This window comes from Psychrobacillus sp. FSL K6-4046, assembly GCF_038624605.1.
Taxonomy (GTDB): domain Bacteria; phylum Bacillota; class Bacilli; order Bacillales_A; family Planococcaceae; genus Psychrobacillus.
This window is the reverse complement of record NZ_CP152020.1, coordinates 2,395,879-2,413,550: the sequence shown is the minus strand read 5'-3', so window position 1 is coordinate 2,413,550 and position 17,672 is coordinate 2,395,879. Positions and strand designations below refer to the sequence as shown.

Sequence of the window (17,672 nt, the reverse complement as noted above, 5' to 3'; positions counted from 1 at the left end):
AACACGAATGAGAAAGGGACGAGATGACATTTTACATGGCAGGGGTAGTTTTATGACATGGAATGGCTAAAAAACTAACGACAATGACAAATCTCGTGGCGATAAACAATAAAATTACGTGAAAGAGAATTCTTATATTGCTTGGGCTTATAATTTTGGGTTTTATTTTAACTAAAGACGATCGTATAACAATCGTGGTATCGCGGCTACGAAGGAATGGAACCGTGTTGATGTGTTAGCAGCTATTGATGAAGCTTATCAATCTAAACAACAGATAGGTTCAAATAAGTATAAAGGCGTAACTTCATCAGGAATTAAAATAGAAATGTACTTAAATAAGGATGGTTCAATAGCTACAGCATATCCATTGTATAAAAAATAGAATAGTAGGTGAGTAAGATAAATGAGATATTCTTATGAATTTAAGGAAGATCCATTTGGTGATATTGGAATTGTTTTACCGGAAGATATAAGTCTTTTCTCTGACTTTATTGGAAATATTTCATCAGAAGATCAGGTGGATTAATATATAGAATATATAGAATATATTAAGAGAGTTTTAGAAGGGGTATATGAAGACTTTGAAATTGAATTAAATGCTACAAGTATTTTCATACAAAAAGATGTAATAATTGTTGAAAATAATTTCCGAACCGAAGAACCTTATAGAAATAAAATGGAAACTGAACAATTTATAGAGTTATTGTTAATATGGAGAGATAAAATTCAAGAAATATTCAAAGGTTGATGTTTAAAATAACGTAAATATTTTTAGTATGGTATATAGTTAATCTTATAATCTATATCTTAAATCCTAAAATATTTCATTTTCACCTGATTAAGAAATAATTCATTGTATAATTCCTTGATTGGCTAGAGGCCTTTAAAGGTTTCTTTATTAGAAAAAGGCTATGTTAAAGGTAAAGGTTGATTAATAATACACATAAAAATGAGCTGGAATACGAATCTCCAGGAAGAAGATAATTATTTTCTTTCCGATGGATAAAAGGCTATCATTCGATGGCATTCTCCAGACCCTATAGCGGCAAGCAAATATCCAGGATCAGCATCAGGTTCATGATGGACTGCACAGATAAAGATCGGGAATAAACAGTTAAAATCATACGGAACATGGACAAAAAATCAATCTTTAAATGAGGTTCATATTTCAGTAGAAGGGAAATAAAATGTGGATATAAATGAAATTAAGAATCTGCCTGATAGAATACCAACTGATACACTAATATCAATGTTTCAAAACATATTATTTCAATTTAGAAATAATGAAATTGAAAAGGATAGTTTTTTATTAATCCTTAGTCAACTAACAGACAGACAAGTTATGACATACGAGTTATTAAAAAGTGATATACGAAATGATATTGATATAACACTCTCTAAATTATGGAATATAGATTCCTATGATGATGTAGATATTATTCTTTCTATTGTAGTAAATCTTGGTCTAGAAGTTTGCTTTAATAAAATAAAAGAGTCCCTGGAACCTTATAAGGAAGTAGATAAATTAATACTAGAGGAAATAAAGGAAACAATTGATGAAATAGGCGATAATATATCTAATCCTTATTATAGTTTGGGGAAATTTAAGTAATATTACTAGTATAAGGAACTTAAAGATGTTAAAGAATACTAGTAATTTTTAAATGGTTATTACAAGAGAATGCTCATTCTATTATTTTAAAAAATACCTTGATTGGTTAAAACCTTTCAAGGTTTTATTGTTATATTTCGATTGAATTGGAGTCATGAATTCAATTGGAAAACAAATAAATTGAGACCCTAAGGGACAATGCATCTAAATCAGACAAGGGACCTGAACTTTTCCTTAACACCAATGGGGATATTAACAAAATTAGGTGAAGAAATCGAGGAAGAGAAGGACCTTGTAGAACTTGCCATTTAGGATCAAAAGAAAGTGGAGAAAACAAGCATTCTATAAACTCTGTGGAGGTGAAGGATGTTGAGGTTAATATTAAAAGTACCTGTGTATTAGAAATAAAGTATCTGTTAAGTTCATCAAATATGAAGCATAAAAAAACATAATAAAGAAATCTATTAAGCGACAATCAAAATATTTATCAGATTCTTAGTTAGCAGATAAATTAGTATCTAGTTTTTTTAATCCGAAGAGGAGTAAGGATGACTTAAATAAATATGTCGAAATTGCTTATAATGATTTGAAAAGTCAGGGGAAAACTGGGAATCTAACATATGAAATAGGCAGGGAAAGGATGGATGGATGAATTATTCATCCTGACGGTCAATTTGGTAGTGTATATGGAAGACATAAGTTTACGGTTGAGGATATTAGAAAAATGACCAAATAAGGAGGAAAATGATGTTCGAAATATGTTTTAAAATATTTGAAAATGAAAATGTTGAAGAAATGGAGCTAAACGGGGCAGATGGGTATTTTCAATTTATAATTGATAACGAAACCTACGGTATTATTATCCCAGAAGAGATTGATGAATTTTCAGTATCTATTTATTGGTGGGTTTATTATTTTTTAAAAGCGGTTTTAATTTTGAAAACCGAGAACTATGTTTTAATAAGTGATATTGAAAAACTTAAAGTTTGGATTGAACTAAAAAAAGTAAAAAATATTGTAAGGATAAGTGAAGTAACTGCTGATAAACCTGAAGGAAGTGGTGCAATAGAAACGAAAGAAATGCCTAATCTAATTCATCAAGATTGGGAAGACAAACAAGTTACTTATGAGAACTTCAAAAGTGAAGTAGTAAATAAAGCTAAGTTTTATGTCAATGAATTAAGAGTTTTAAACAACGAGAATAGAAAAGATATTTTGAATTTAGAGAGTTTGATAATGGAAATAGAAAAATAACTTGATATTGTATCGACTTTAATTGATGATATATTAAAAAAATAAGATAGTCAATTAAACTAACAGCTCGTACAAACATATAAGTTTCTACGTAGTAGTATTAATGAAAATAAATTTATAATATCTAAAAACAAATAAACTTTAAAGCACTTGACGCTTATGGGCCACAAGTGCTTTTTTCTTTTTTGGATAGAAGTGAGCAGACATATTATACTATTATTAGTGTGCTAAGTATTAAATATCTATAATTTGTGTACAGTATAACGGTGTTTGTCAATATAGTTGTCGCATTTAGCTAGTTTAGTATTTTAAAAATACATGTTCTTATAATCTTGTAACCCCTAATTCAGTCTAGGCTACCGCGCTGTGCTTGCTGGCCTGTTGATTGGAATGGAAAGGAAGAGCGTTCTTTCCATTCCAACCAACAGGGTAACGGGGGATTACGGTTTAACTAATACTTCTTTTTTAGCCTCATCCCGCATGGGATTAAGCGCTACTTGTTCATGTGGTGCCCAGTTTCTCGTTTTCCGAGCCCATCGCTCAGGATGCTTCTCTTTCGCAACTTCGTACACATCTTTTCGCCTTTCTAATATCGCCAAATGTGCTCCCGTATGGCACTGTACTGGCGTTACGTAATTGAGCCCACTGTGTAAGTGAACCTCATTGTACCAATGGACAAACTTTTGCGCCCATTGTCTTGCTTTTTCGAGTGTTTCAAAGCCTTTATGCGGGAAATCAGGTCGATATTTTAGCGTCCGAAACATCGCTTCTGAATACGGATTATCATTACTCACACGTGGTCTTGAAAAGGAACTTTGAATGCCCAGTTTCTCGAGTAACACTAGGAATGTCGCAGCTTTCATCGGGCTACCATTGTCCGAATGTAGAACAAGTGGCGTTCCTTGAATTTTTTCACTGATCACTGCTTTTTTCACGAGTGCTTCCGCATGTTTGGATTCTTCTGTTTCCCATACTTCCCAGCCGACTGCTTTTCTACTAAACAAATCTAGAATCAAATAGAGTCGATAAAATAAACCTTTCACGGGTCCACCCAACCAGGTAATATCCCATGTCCACACTTGATTGGGAGCCGTCGCAAGATGGCTTTCTGGGATTCTTCGCTGTGGCTTACCACTACGTCCCCGATGATTTTGCATCTTTTCTTCTTTTAATACACGATAAAAGGTGGATTCAGATGCAATATAAGTACCTTTATCTGCGAGCTTCGGAACGATTTGTGTTGGTGGTAAATCCGCGTAATCTGCTTGTTTCACAACGGTGATAATTTCGTCTCTTTCTTCTGGTGATAATTTATTTTTCGGTACGGGACGTTTTGTAAGTGGTCGCTGATCGACTTTCACTCCGCCATCGGATACCCAACGCTCATACGTACGTACGTTGATGTGTAGCTCCTGACAAGCCTTCGCTATTCGTGCACCATTTTGATTGGCTTCTTGTATTAATTTCACGGCTAGTGTGCGATTTGCCGGGTCAATCATTCGTCCTCGTCGTCCCCCCAAATCGCTTGGGCCTTTTTTCTTAGAAGTAGTAATGCCGCAGCTTCCGCCAACGCTTTCTCCTTCTTTTGTAAATCTTTTTCTAATGCTTTTGCACGTTTCTGTTCTTCTTTTAGTTGAACATTCAACTGCTTGGACTGATCAAATGCTTGCCCATTTGCCTGAAGGCAAACACTCTTCCATGCTTCAATCTGTTCCAGATACAAACCCTTTTTACGGCAATACTCCGCAAGCTCCAGTTCATTCATCGCAAATGTTTCCATCACGATAAAAAACTTATCTTGACTGTTCCATTTGTCGCTTGTTTGTCCATTACCTGGCGTTGCAGTTCCAGCTACGCGAGCTTGCTTTCGCCACTTATATAGCGTCACTTCTGAAATACCTTCCGCTTTGGAAATTTGCGAAACCGCTTCGTTGTTAGGTGGCATCATACGCTTCAAAATTTCTGCTTTTCGTTCTTGTGTGTAACGTGTTCCATTTTGTTTTGTCATTAACGATCGACCTCCGTGTATTTTACTTAATCATATCACGTTAGCCTCGTACGACTTCTATCCTAACAGAGGGGGATAATGGAAATCACTCTGTTCCTTCAAAGATACGAAGACAATTAATTAGCTATGGAAAAAGTAGACAGTAAATTGATCAGAACAAAGTTCCAAGTAAAACTGACAATATTGAAGATTTTATTGAAAGAATGCAAGATAATCAAAGAATCTTGAATAATAGAGCTGGAGATATATTCATTTTTCATAGAAAAATAATGAAAGTTGAGGTTATATATAATCGTAGAAAAGTTAACAACGTCCATAGTGCTATATGGTAAAGTTGATTCCTTAGATTCAAATAAGTGGGGAGATTTTTATAACTATATATCTAATTTGTTAAGTCAATAAATTTGGTTCCAAACTATATGGCTTTTTCTAGAGAAGCAGTTAGTAGTAAAATTTCTTCTTGAATAAGAGTAGAAAAGAATTTATTTAAGGCAATAGAAAATAAAGAAGAAATTTTATCGTTATCTTTATATAGCCTTCCGGAAGATTTCGAAACAGCTGCCTTTGATTATAATGCATAATAATAGTGACGTTACCTATTGAGATTTACGAAAAAATTGACTATAAAGAATTAGTAGCGGGGCTGAAAAATTTTATAGAATTTAAAGATGGCGAAATATTTAATATGTCTAATTTGGAAAGTCCCCAATTATATGCCTCTAAAGCAAATGCTCCATCTTCATTTAGAACTTTAGATGTGAAGGTAAACTTATAATAATTTGCTAAGTCTTAGACAGAGAATATCGAAAGAACAGGAGATATTTATATTCTTCCACTATGAATATCTGAAAAGGAGTGATTAAGTTGCAAAACCATATTACAACCTCAATAGTTTTATATGGAAAAAAAGATCACACTTATTCAAATAGCTGGATTAAGTTTTACAATAATGCAAAAGAGTTAACAACCAATTTAGGATTTAGTCCAACTCATATTGGTATATACGGTCAATCATTTAAAACGAGTAAAATTAAGGACATAAATAAAATTGAGAAGAAACTAGTTAAATCTATAGAAAAGAATGAAGAAACTCTTGCCATTTCCATTTATTCTTTACCAGAGAATTTTAGTTTAGCTGCATTTGATTATGAAGTATATATAAGTTTAGAAAACTTAGATGACAACGACTATATGTTAATTGCCACATTTAAAGATGAAATATATAATTTGGTAGATGAAAGGGAGTTTATTGAACAATTTAGTAAGTATATAAAGTTTGAGGCAGGGCAAATTTTTAAATTGTCTAATCTCGAAAGTCCTCAGATTTATGCTTCTAAAGCAAATTCATTACAGGCTTTTAAAACATTAGAAATACTAAAAGATTTTCTTTAAGATGAAATTTATTGAATATCCAAGGGTCGTTAGAAAAGGGATACTCAAAAATAAATTGTTCAACAAATACCTTGATTGGTTAAAATCCTTTCAAGGTTTTATTTTTATTAAAATGAAGTCAAGTATTCAATTGGTAAACAAATAAATAAATTTTTAGCAGTAGTGGATCTACGTCAATATCCTGGACATAAAAAAGTTAAGTCTCTGTCAGAACGGCATCCAATCATGGAGCGTCCTGTACCCAGCGAAACCAGTCAAGTGAAAGACCGTACTTGACAGCTTTCGCTGGGTACAGGAAATACAAGCCATGGATGTCGTCCTGAAAAAATGTGTAGGTAGGGGTAAATCTGGAAAACTAGATGCCTTTGCTCTCAAACCGCTTCTTTTCGGCATAAGTCCTCTAATTGTTGAGGTGTTAGATAGTTAATAGCTCCATGAATTCGTTTTCGGTTGTACCACGACTCGATATAATGGAATAGGGTCAATCGGGCTGTTTCAAAATTGATATAACTAGATTGATATACCTCTTCTTTTTTCAAAATCGCATGAAAAGACTCGATACATGCATTGTCATATGGGCATCCTTTACGACTGAAAGATTGTTTGAATTTTGCTTCTTTCACTGCTTTTTCAAAGTCTTCACTAGTATACTGGCTGCCTAAATCGGTATGTAAGATTAGTCCTTCTTCTGGTTGTTGAACATCGATTGCGTTCGCTAAAGCTTGTAAAACAAGTTCTGTTGTCATCGATTTGGAAAAGGAATAGCCAACAATTTTTTTCGTGTGTAAATCTAGGACGGAAGCTAAATAACACCAGCCGTCTCTTAATGTATGAATATACGTAATATCTGCAACCCATTTTTCATTAATGGTCGTCGTTTCAAAATTTTGTTCTAACAGGTTTTCACGTTCCACCACTTGTCCAGTGGAGGAAGTTGGTCGGTACTTCTTCACGATCGTTGATCGAATTCCAGCCTTTTTCATGATTCGCTGCACTCGATTTAAGCTGAAATCGACCTTTTCTTGGGTTAACAGATAATGAATTTTTGGTGCACCATAGCGACCTTTACTCTCCGCATGTATAGTTTGTATGCGTGCTAAAACCGCTTCGTTTTCCATGGCATACGAAGATTTTACTTTATGGAACGACTGGTAATACGTACTTCTTGGCACTTTTAGCACATCACACATCAATTGGATAGGAAAGTGTTCTTTCTCCTTTTCGATATGGTCAATAATCTCTTGGTCTGTTACTTTCTTGCGAATATGGTCATAGCCTTTTTTAGGATGTCTACCTCCTGTTGAAGCCGAAGGTTTTCCTTTTGGATTTCTGCGATTTGTGACGGTGTTAAACCCCCACTGTTTTCGATTGGGGAATGTGTTTTAATCCATTTATAAATAGTTACTTCAGAAATACCATATTCGCTACTGAGATTACTCACAGGTGTACCAGATCTGTGGAGTTCGACAATTGTTTGTTTAAATTCTTGGTTATACCGTTTTTGTTTCATTCCGGACACGTCCTCTCTATTTATAGGATAGAGACTTAACTAACTTGTGTCCATACATCCATACTAGCATCATAGATATAGTGAATATGAATACAGCATTTAAATTTAGCGACTACCTCTCAGAACATGAATTAAAGAAAGAAGAAATTGAAGTGATTTGCAATATATTTAAGAAACAATATGATAAAAATATAGAAGTAAATAGCTATAAATATGATGATCGTAAATATTATGAAACTGATATTGATATAATTGACATAGAATTTCTAAAGGAGAGTATTTATAAAGAAATTGATAAGTTGATTAAGATTCATGAAATGGTTATTCAATTAGTTAACCAAAATGTAGAAATAATTGTAGCTAATGATGATACTGATACAGAAATTCAAATATTTGAAAAGAATTGGAATGATATATTTGGATTTGGATTATTTATTACTTCAAGAAATATTCAAGATGTTGAACCCTATTATACTTCTGATACTTGTAACGCATATGTGAATTTTGAAAATGTTAGCTTTGGAGTAATGTTCGAATAATGTTTATTATGTAGAAACAGGTCTTCCACTCCCTTTTTGTAATCCTTAACAAAAAACATTAAAATATAGGATGAATGAATGATTTACTATCCTCCATAACATTCATTATGAGTACTAAAGTCTACTCTTGCTTTTTTACCATGGGATATTAGCTGACCTTTTTCAGCACAATAGAGGAATAATTCATTATGGAAAAGATGGTGCGCGTATAGTGAGGTGAGAAGGATGGCTGTGGGATTTAAAGTGAAATATTACTGGTATCAAGTCGGGCATGGTGATTTCTTACATTCTTTTTTCTCTACAATAAGTTATCAATTAGAACTAAATGGATGGGGAACTGAATATCCTTTCTTATTAAATGAACTTTATAACGGGAAACTTGATAATAAGAATATTGATAGCGCTATAAATGAATTAGAAGCAATTAAAAAGAAATTACAGGATTTTAACCCCTCACAAGTAATATGGGACATTGATGACTTATCTAAAAGCCCGCCTTGGGGTGATAATATTAGTAAGGATATCACAAACTTATCTAATTACTTTGTTACAAGTGAGGGAGAAGACTTAATAGGTATATTAATGAAAGCATTGGAGAAGGGTCAAAAAACTAATTTCGATGTTTATATAGAAAACTTGTAAATAATATACTTACACATGATGACCTTGAAATTAGATCAAGGTCATTTTCTTATTGTTTAATTAATACGGAGAGAGGGCGTAGAGAAACTACTCATTTAAGATAAGGGAAAAGGAGAAGAATATATGAATCTAGTAGATAAAATTATTGTAGGAAATTGTTCAGCGGAGGAGTTAGAAAAATTATTAGATGAACAGAATCCTATAATTTTATATCATGTTATGACGGCTATTGGCAAATTTGGTGTAACCGTCAAGTAGAATTGAACACTTTTTGCTAATTTAGAGTGAACACTTTTGCTTAAAACAAATTCTGTCGGTTTTTCATCCGATAACTGTCTCCATTCATGTGTATTACCTCCACACGATGTAAAAGACGATCTAAAATAGCCGTAGTAATTCCTTCATCTCCCATTAATTCTCCCCATTGATCTGGACTCTTATTAGAAGTTAAGATGATGGAACTTTGTTCATAAAGATGATTGATCATTTGGAAGAACAGATTGGCCTCGCGTTGGTCCATCGCCATATACATCAAATCATCAATAATAACTAAATCAGAAGCTCTTAATCGTTTCATCTGTACCTGTGATTTATGCGCAAACTCCTCCGTTTTCAGTAGTTGAATTAATTCTCCCATTGTCACAAAGTAAACTTGATAACCTTTGTTAATCGCCTCGATGCCTAAGCCTACGGCTAAGTGTGTTTTTCCCACTCCTGGAGGACCTAATAAGATCAAATTATACTGTTGCTCCAGCCAATTTATTTCTTGTAGTTGAGTAAGTTGGCGTTCACTTAAAGAATTTTGTGCTTCAATACTAAATTCCAACAGAGTTTTCTGATAAGGGAACCGTGCCCATTTCAACCGTCTTTCCACACTCTTAGCTTCTCTTTTCTTCAATTCAAAGTGGGTAATGGCCTCTAGGAACTCTAAATAGGTCCATGAGGATTTCTCAGCTTCGCGAAGGAGCTGTGGAAGCTCCTCGGCTGTTTCGGCTAAGCGTAATAGTTTGAACTGGCTCTGAATTTCTTTTACCGTATGATTCATGAAAGTTCGCCTCCTAAAATGCTTGTGTACGTACTTAAAGGACGTGTTCCAACTGGTATATCTACTTTATGAATCAGCCGTTTCTCCTGTTCTAAGGAAAGTAATGGTTCCTGTTGAGATTGTTTTTTTAGGTAAAGTACAACGTCTTTAAAATCATTCGCACTATACAAATTTTCATTGATGCATTTCTCCAGCGCCTTATCTAACCAAGTGGAATCGTTTATTGAAACCGAACGGAAAATTTCTAAATGATCTCGACGATAACGTGGGTATTTCTCGAGCACTTTCTCTATGTACGCCTTCGCTTTTTCTTCCTCTTCAAATGTCGATAAAAGCCCCTTTTTTAAAGCCTCGATACCTTTAGATCGATCCCTACTATGATTTCTATTCTTAATAAGAATACCCTTCTCCTTGCTGATTGTATGTTTGGCAATGACTTCACGATTCTTACTACTTCTGATAACCAACTGCTTGTTATTGGAGCCTTTTACTTCAAGGAACACCTGATTATTTCCTTTTGTTTTGTAAGTACCTATCGGTACGGAGTATCGATTAGACTCAAATCTGACTGTGTTGTCCTTCATTACATTTCTTGTTATACTAGACTCATTCATACTTTCTATTGAAAGTAAGCTAGAGACCGGTTGTAAGTGTTGCTTTTCGAGGAGAAACACTTCTGCGGGTCTTTTTTTCGTTGTGTTATGCACATTGTGATTCCCAGTTCGTTCGAGCCATTGAAGTGCTCGTTCATTCCAGTCATCAATATCTTTAAAAACTCGACTATCTGCGAAGTTTCCTTTGATAAATTTAACGACATTTTCAATCATTCCTTTTGATTCAGGGTCTGCCTTACGACATAAATGAACCCTGAAATTCCGTTCTTTCACATACGATTGAAAATCGGTAGTCAGAATTAAATCACCAGCGTTCTCGCTAACCGAAAGTAAATGATCCTGATCGTATACAATTTCGTTAGGCATTCCCCCATAAAAGTGAAAGGCGTTTTCATGGCAGCGAATCGCATCTCTTGTTGTAAATGGTCGATCTTGCCATTCCATGTATTTGTGGCGTGAATGCGCCAAAACAAACGCGATAAAGTAAAGTTTTATTTCTCTTTTACTTACCGTTTTCTGCTTTGTTTCTCCCCAATCAACCTGCATCTGTTTTCCCATAGGCTGTTGTTGTATTGCCTCATACTGCCTTGTTTGTTTCGTCTTTTCAATTTGATATTTCTCTCTGACTTCTTGAACATATAATCGAACAGTACTGTCTCCAATCTCTAGGCTTGGAAACTTTTCTAATAACCAATCTTTAATCTGAGCTGCACTTAGGTGTGGATATTCCTCCAACCAGGCAACTATCCAATCTAGATGCTCATCTAATTTCTTCTTCCTTGTTTTACCTTCTTCAAATTGTTGTATCGCCTCTTCAAAGCTCATCTCCAAATATTTATACACTGTCGTTCTAGATACTTTAAACTGATTTGCAATTTGAGAAACTGTTAAGTTTCTTTTGGCTAGTTGATGAATTTCTAAATAAAGCACTAATTTTCCCTCCACTTGTCTGACCCCCAATAAACGAATATATATAGTTTACTGAAAATCTATTAGATTAGCGAAAGTGTTCAATGTTATTTAGCAGCAACTGTCCATTTTATTTTAGCGTTTACATTTGGAGTCTATAATGAAAAAATTATATATAATATCTTTCAAACGGGAAGCAGAAGATAAATTGTTGGGATATTATAAAGTTGGTGATTTAGCAATTGTAACTTTACAAAAGATAGGAGAAAATATAGAAGAAATTTCTTCGTATGAAATTTTAGATGACTTCGATCGAAAAGCGCTTAAGCAACTAGCAAAAGAGATAGGTTGGTAATATAACTAAAGTCTTGTTTTAGTGAAAAATGGAAATCAAGTTTTAGTGAGCTTGGATATTTTCTTCTAGTATCTTTTATGTGTATTTTAAATCAACCATTTCTTTTGCATAGCGGAAACGATACCATTGACTCCCACTCGGATTCCCGGAAGCGCAACACGTCCATGTTTTGTGTGGCTATTGTTCTTCTTGTTCTCTATTTTGATGTCTCTGATATTTAGGTTAAGCATCATTGTATTCACCTCTTTCATCTTTAAATTTTTGGTTTATTTATAATTATGTCTTTTAACGGGGCATCACGGCACAGGTTAGCGCGATATGTCAGAAATAAGATGCAAGGGGAAATCTATGGGACTCTAAGCTTTAGGGTTTTTATTAATCAACACTTTATCCGATAATATAGAGGCAACGAGGTTTAAATGGGACGGGTCATTTATGTATCGTATATGAAAAAAACCCAAGGCATTATGCCAAGGGATTTTATTGATTTTTATTATTTTACATACGTAACATGACTACCAGTTCCACCAGCAATAGGTAGTTTAAAGGTATTTATATTCGTACCAATTTTCAGCTTTACATTAGTTTTAGTGGATATGTTAATCCCACGGACATTTACATATTTGTTTGATAAGTTGCCATCACTAGTTATGACGTTTTGTGAGATGGTTCCTTCGTTATCAGTAGATCGTATTGCAATAGCAGCAGGCACTACGTACGACTTGTCCTGTACATTTAGAATTTTATTTTTAGTAATTAAAAACTGATGATTTTGGGTGTTCATACTAATACCATTAGCGAAGCTATTCGTCAAGGTGTTTTCTTTTATTACTATACCTTTCGTAAGCTTGGCACAGATTGCACCTGAGATACTACTTCCTTCTTTTCCGGCATTTGTTAATTCGTTACCGCTTATCATAAGACCAGTGGAATAATCTACCGTTGATCCTGCAACAATAATGCCGCAACCTTTACCGATCCCTTCGATTTGGTTACCTTTTGCCGTTGAGTGATGTGTACCAAACATTCCTACTTTGCCGTCTTTGCCATCACCTGTAGCATTGACTAACGCTATACCGACGTTCGCGTTTCTTATTTTATTGTAGTTAAACGTAATATTTACTCCACCGTGCGTGTCTAACGCCTCCCATAATGGAACATCCTCTATGGTGCTATTTGTTACCGAGCTGTCTTTGCTTAGTGGATGTTTTTCGAGGTCACTTTGGCGAGCTTTCCTAGAAAAGTACACACCGTATGCATTACCGTTGTGTCCCGGAGTAATATTTTTAATATGGCTCTTATCTACGTGGAAATTACTAACAGACATTGCGCCAATGCCCGCATAGCCGATGTTCTCAACTTTAGTATTTGTAACAGTCACATTGTCTGCAAAATCGGCTTTGATGCCAAAAAATCCAATGTCATGAATAAAGCTATCTTGAATGACGATATTTTTAATATAATTCGCTGAATCCGCACCAGCAATGTTTATTCCGATACCTTTTACATTAGCATCTTTGTTGCCTGCCCCCTGTATTTCTAAACCGTATATCTTTACTCCGCTACCTATCGTTAGTAGTGTCGTGTGCTGTTTATCATTATAAATTTTAGAGCCATAACCAATAATAGTTGTATTTTCAGGAACTTTTAATCCGCTCACTTCATACGAACTACCATATGGTAATACAACAATTTTTCCGGATCCGAGGTTCAATGCATTTTGTAGTTTTTCAGTCTTATCGGCATTTTCTACAAGTACAAATTTGTCTTTATTACTATCTGAAATGCCAAGTTCAAGTCCAAGTTTGGCATTTTCTAATATTTCTTTTTCTAACGTATTGCTATCAAGGGATTCTGCGTTTACTTTCACATCTACACTGACACCAATCGTCAGCACTATAATAATTGCTAAAATACTGGTAAATAATACTCTCGATAACCTCATCATCATCGTCCTCTTTCGTCTTTTAATTTTTGGTGTATTTGTTTATTTATGCTCACACCTTTTATCGGACGTGCAGATACAAAGTATCATGCAAAGTCAACTTTATATGAGATAAAAAAACTATGTATATTTTGAAAAGTAGGTCTTAATTACTTGTACACAGACTATATATCGGATTTTTAAACCACTTATTTACATAAAAAACAAAAAAAGCCCCATCAAAAAATAGGGGGGTGTATTCTTTTGCCGCGAAATTGCGCTTGGTGTACTAATCGTTTGGTAATCTCTCCATCGACAGAGCCTTTTGGCGAGCTGTGGCATCCGCACCGAGTGACACACCGAAGTTTCGAAGACAGTAAGCGGATTCAAAGGAATTCACTGTCCAGTTAGCGAAGAAACTAGATGATGTAATTGGTGGTAAGTGTATGGGTGAAGTTGGTAAGGGAGCAAGTATGGCTGATGATATTTTTAAACAAAGCAAAAAGGTAGTTGATCATATGTCAAACCAAAGCATTTATCAATAAGGTAATGGAGCAAAGTTTTTAGGAGATTCTGAAGGTGCTGCCGAGCAAATATCGAAGGACTCAATGAAAAATAGAATAGTCCAATCAATAACAGATAACGGATTAACTAAAATGGGAAAACAGAGTTATTCAGTAATAATTGAGGCTGGAAACCATAGGACCACAGGTGAAAATTTAATTAAAGTTGAATTATCAGAAGAGGGAGGCATGTTATAAGCTTATCCAACAAAATAGAAAGGGATCTATTATGAACGTTTTAAAAGGGTTTTTGCAGGCAGAGATTAATACACAGGAATTATATGAAGATATAATGTCTTTTATAACTTCATATCATATCAGATGTGGAGAATTTGAAGGAAATGAATATGTAATAAAAAAATGGATCAAACGAATTTTATTTTATTTCCGGAATATATAGATGAAGATGATGAAAGAGAAATACACGGAGCAATATCAGTTTATAGAAACAACTTAATCAAAGAAATTAATGACTGCGCTCACCTTAAAGGAATACAAGTAATTCATGTAAATTAGTAGTAACTAAGATGGTTTGAGTTCGAAAACGTAGTCTCATTGGAAAGAGTAACCCCCCTCTTTAGTAAACTTTCAAGAGTGGATTTCCGAATCCTCCAATTAAATTAATTAAATGTAAGAAAAAATAATAGGGTGTTAGAAAATATATACTCCCCTAGGGTTGTATCATCATAGAGTATTGTTTGCAATGATAGACGTTAACAGTAAAGTTTCATATACTGGAAACCTACGTGTAGATTTTATATAGTTGCTATCAATCAAAGCTTATTACTAAAGAAAAGAGTGATTAACATTAGAGTTTTTGAAGAGTTGCACACAATCGAAGAAGTTGATCGTTTTATTTCCAGCAATCCATTAAGCTTTATTTACGTGTCACGTAGAGAATGCACGGTTTGTCATGCTCTTTTGCCACAAGTGAAGGTGCTTATGGAAAAGTTTCCAGATATACAGCTCGCACACGTTGATTCGGCTGAAGTAGAAGAGGTTGCAGAAAGGTTTATTGTTTTTTCAGTCCCTGCTATGCTTTTGTTCATTGAGGGAAAAGAATATTTGCGGGAAGCACGCATGGTCCATATGAGTCTTTTCGAAGAGAAATTACAAAAAATTTATGAAGGATATAAAAATGAAAGGCTATTCTAGCATGAGCTAGGAATAGCCTTTCATTTTTAATTAATAGGGAAATAAGATTCTTAGTCGCAGGATAAACAACTCATCATTATAAAGCGTCTAAGAGCAACCCCATACTTGCATATATAATAACCGTAAAGTAAATCACAATCATATGGATTAATGAGAATTTAAACATTTTGTTTGCCCAGTCTTTCATATCCATTTTGCGTGTTCCGAATAAGCTTAATCCCAACCAAAATAGACCTAAAACGAGTGAAACTAATGTGAGACCTAAGCTAAGCGGTAAAAACAAAAAGCTAGATAGCACTAATAGAATTAAATAGAAATTTGTTTGGATATATGTGCGTCTACCTGCTTTAACAACGGGAAGCATTGGAATTTTTGCAGCAGCATAATCATCCTTTTTTCGAATGGCGATCGCGTAAAAGTGAGGCATTTGCCATATTACCATGATTAAAAATAATGCCCAACAAGCTGGGTGCCAAATATCAGGAGCGACAGCTGCCCAACCGATCAATGGGGGCATTGCACCTGAAATACTTCCTACTTCCGTGTTCCAAATCGTATGGCGTTTCGTCCACATTGTATAAGGAACTACGTAAAAAAATACTCCCAAAAATCCAAGTAAACTTGCTAATGGCGATGCTAAATATAATAAAATTAATCCAATTACTAATAATAGAATCGCGACTATTAAAACTTTCTTAATCGATATAGCGCCTGTTACGGTTGGACGTACCTTCGTACGAGCCATAATCGCATCGATATCGCGATCATAAATGTTATTAAACGAACCAGCGGCAGCAATTACGGCTGCTGTTCCTAAAAATGCAAAAACTACATTCCAAATATTATCTACAAAGCTGTACTCATAAGTATATAAAGCAAGCATTAAACCAGCAATCATTGGAATAAGATTAGACTTAATGATTCCTGTTTTAACTACTTGAGCCCATAACGTTTTTTGTGATTGTTTAGTCATCGTATTTCATAGCTCCTTATTTATCCACTTGAACTAATATAACCTATATGATTAGCTAAAATCTATATATTAACTCTTTTTTATAATCATATTTGAACAATTTAGGTCTATTTCTACATATATAATTGCCGCATAGTAAAAACAGTCCTGCTGAATGCTAAAAGGACTGTTTAAGAGAATTGATTTTAATGTAAAAATGGAAAATTTGATTAATCGATATTTACAATCACTATGATAATTAGTAAGACGAATATAGGCAGACCAACAATTACAGATAATATAGAAATAAAGTTTTTAATTTTACTATCCTCTTTTAAAAATTTCTCTGCAATTTTATAAATTATGACTCCAAGGAATCCACCAATAAAATTTAAAATAATATCATCAATGTCCGTTGCTCCTAATTCAAAAATATATTGAACAACTTCAATAAATAGGCTCAATAAAAAGATAGAACATAAAACCCTAGCTATGGATTTAATACTGCTATGAAGACTCAGATAGATTCCTGCTGGGATGAACATTAAAACATTTCCCCAAATATTCATATCTACAATTCTTGTTCCACCAATTCCATTATCCACCATAATATACTCTCTTATAGAATTCAACGGAACGAAATTAACACTTCTGAAGCTACCTCTGCCTAAAAATACGGTATCAATTAATAAAAATAGATAGAAAAATAATATGCCCCAGTAAAATATATTTAAAGACTTTTTCATTACGATTTATCCCTTCACTCAATCACTTCTTACCCACTATACATTAAATTCTTTAAGAAAAGGTAAGACAAAATCTTAAGGAAATATTAAATAATGTAATTTATTTTCTTCCACCAAATAAATTATTTCCTCAATATTCTAGATTGAATTTTGTCCTCAATAGTAGTTTTATCGAGTAACTTAACTCTTAAGGTTTTTGTAAGAAATAAGTAAGACAAAAGATATTTCTGAAGTTTAGTATAAATCATACAGTAGGGAGGAGGAAGGGGGTGTAATCTTCCAAAATCGTCCAAGTCAGTTCTAGTTAATTGGAACTTTGCTATGTACGTGATAAATAGGGTCATCAACCATTTGGGGATTAATTTTAGCTTGAGTTAGTGTAGAGGACTTCGGATAAAAGGTAGTTTTTTCAGAAAAGCGAGAGAACCTTGCGGAGAAGGAGCAGAACCTTG

The 17,672-nt window shown here is 34.1% G+C and carries 16 protein-coding genes and 2 pseudogenes; 10 read left to right on the top strand and 8 right to left on the bottom strand.

Translation table 11 applies throughout. The features are described 5' to 3' along the window. The first annotated feature begins 199 nt into the window (after positions 1 to 199). From MKY09_RS11990 to MKY09_RS11975, 4 genes and pseudogenes are all read left to right on the top strand, one after another. The gene (locus tag MKY09_RS11990) at positions 200 to 382 is read left to right on the top strand and encodes an EndoU domain-containing protein (protein WP_342568239.1); all 183 of its coding nucleotides are present in this window, start codon (positions 200 to 202) and stop codon (positions 380 to 382) included. 21 nt (positions 383 to 403) lie between these two features. Beyond that, positions 404 to 748 (top strand): annotated as a pseudogene (locus MKY09_RS11985) (tRNA-Val4). A gap of 441 nt (positions 749 to 1,189) precedes the next feature. Next, positions 1,190 to 1,612 (top strand): hypothetical protein, encoded by a 423-nt coding sequence (locus tag MKY09_RS11980; protein ID WP_342566754.1) that lies wholly within the window; start codon positions 1,190 to 1,192, stop codon positions 1,610 to 1,612. Between the two features lie 744 nt (positions 1,613 to 2,356). Further along, complete coding sequence (locus MKY09_RS11975) at positions 2,357 to 2,866, top strand: hypothetical protein (RefSeq protein WP_342566753.1); 510 nt, start codon at positions 2,357 to 2,359, stop codon at positions 2,864 to 2,866. Positions 2,867 to 3,306: 440 nt separating this feature from the next. Here the strand turns inward: MKY09_RS11975 and MKY09_RS11970 are convergent. Beyond that, positions 3,307 to 4,874: pseudogene (locus MKY09_RS11970) on the bottom strand (IS3 family transposase). Between the two features lie 864 nt (positions 4,875 to 5,738). On the opposite strand from MKY09_RS11970, the gene MKY09_RS11965 reads away from it, so the two are divergent. Beyond that, complete coding sequence (locus MKY09_RS11965; RefSeq protein WP_342566752.1) at positions 5,739 to 6,266, top strand: hypothetical protein; 528 nt, start codon at positions 5,739 to 5,741, stop codon at positions 6,264 to 6,266. 371 nt (positions 6,267 to 6,637) lie between these two features. On the opposite strand, the gene MKY09_RS11960 is transcribed toward MKY09_RS11965, so the two are convergent. Beyond that, a protein-coding gene (locus MKY09_RS11960) for an IS3 family transposase (RefSeq protein WP_169361557.1) occupies positions 6,638 to 7,776 on the bottom strand; the annotation gives its coding sequence in 2 pieces (ribosomal slippage) (positions 6,638 to 7,551 and positions 7,551 to 7,776; 1,140 coding nt in all). An 86-nt stretch (positions 7,777 to 7,862) separates the two neighbouring features. On the opposite strand from MKY09_RS11960, the gene MKY09_RS11955 reads away from it, so the two are divergent. From MKY09_RS11955 to MKY09_RS11945, 3 genes are all read left to right on the top strand, one after another. Next, on the top strand, positions 7,863 to 8,315 hold the full coding sequence (locus tag MKY09_RS11955) for a hypothetical protein (protein ID WP_342566751.1): 453 nt from the start codon (positions 7,863 to 7,865) through the stop codon (positions 8,313 to 8,315). A gap of 225 nt (positions 8,316 to 8,540) precedes the next feature. Continuing rightward, positions 8,541 to 8,957: an immunity 70 family protein gene (locus MKY09_RS11950; RefSeq protein ID WP_342566750.1), complete on the top strand. Its 417-nt coding sequence runs from the start codon at positions 8,541 to 8,543 to the stop codon at positions 8,955 to 8,957. A 123-nt stretch (positions 8,958 to 9,080) separates the two neighbouring features. Continuing rightward, entirely contained in the window at positions 9,081 to 9,215 is a 135-nt protein-coding gene (locus MKY09_RS11945) for a hypothetical protein (protein ID WP_342566749.1), read from the top strand. A gap of 40 nt (positions 9,216 to 9,255) precedes the next feature. On the opposite strand, the gene istB is transcribed toward MKY09_RS11945, so the two are convergent. Together istB and istA are read right to left on the bottom strand one after the other, a co-directional pair. Continuing rightward, complete coding sequence (gene istB, locus MKY09_RS11940; protein ID WP_169361551.1) at positions 9,256 to 10,002, bottom strand: IS21-like element helper ATPase IstB; 747 nt, start codon at positions 10,000 to 10,002, stop codon at positions 9,256 to 9,258. After that, a complete protein-coding gene (gene istA / locus MKY09_RS11935) occupies positions 9,999 to 11,546 on the bottom strand; it encodes an IS21 family transposase (RefSeq protein ID WP_342568204.1) in 1,548 nt (515 codons plus the stop codon). The genes istB and istA overlap by 4 nt, the downstream gene beginning before the upstream one ends. Positions 11,547 to 11,685: 139 nt before the next feature. Here istA and MKY09_RS11930 point away from each other — a divergent pair, with 139 nt between their 5' ends. Further along, positions 11,686 to 11,880, top strand: a complete 195-nt coding sequence (locus MKY09_RS11930; RefSeq protein ID WP_342566748.1) for a hypothetical protein — start codon at positions 11,686 to 11,688, stop codon at positions 11,878 to 11,880. A gap of 86 nt (positions 11,881 to 11,966) precedes the next feature. On the opposite strand, the gene MKY09_RS11925 is transcribed toward MKY09_RS11930, so the two are convergent. Beyond that, entirely contained in the window at positions 11,967 to 12,113 is a 147-nt protein-coding gene (locus MKY09_RS11925; RefSeq protein WP_342566747.1) for a hypothetical protein, read from the bottom strand. 260 nt (positions 12,114 to 12,373) lie between these two features. After that, complete coding sequence (locus tag MKY09_RS11920) at positions 12,374 to 13,828, bottom strand: right-handed parallel beta-helix repeat-containing protein (RefSeq protein ID WP_342566746.1); 1,455 nt, start codon at positions 13,826 to 13,828, stop codon at positions 12,374 to 12,376. 1,337 nt (positions 13,829 to 15,165) lie between these two features. Here MKY09_RS11920 and MKY09_RS11915 point away from each other — a divergent pair. After that, positions 15,166 to 15,522 (top strand): thioredoxin family protein, encoded by a 357-nt coding sequence (locus tag MKY09_RS11915; RefSeq protein ID WP_340883863.1) that lies wholly within the window; start codon positions 15,166 to 15,168, stop codon positions 15,520 to 15,522. Positions 15,523 to 15,598: 76 nt separating this feature from the next. Here the strand turns inward: MKY09_RS11915 and cyoE are convergent, their stop codons facing one another. Both cyoE and MKY09_RS11905 read right to left on the bottom strand, forming a co-directional pair. Beyond that, entirely contained in the window at positions 15,599 to 16,495 is an 897-nt protein-coding gene (cyoE, locus tag MKY09_RS11910; protein WP_340883861.1) for a heme o synthase, read from the bottom strand. A gap of 209 nt (positions 16,496 to 16,704) precedes the next feature. Next, positions 16,705 to 17,220: a VanZ family protein gene (locus MKY09_RS11905; protein WP_340883858.1), complete on the bottom strand. Its 516-nt coding sequence runs from the start codon at positions 17,218 to 17,220 to the stop codon at positions 16,705 to 16,707. Between the last annotated feature and the right edge of the window lie 452 nt (positions 17,221 to 17,672).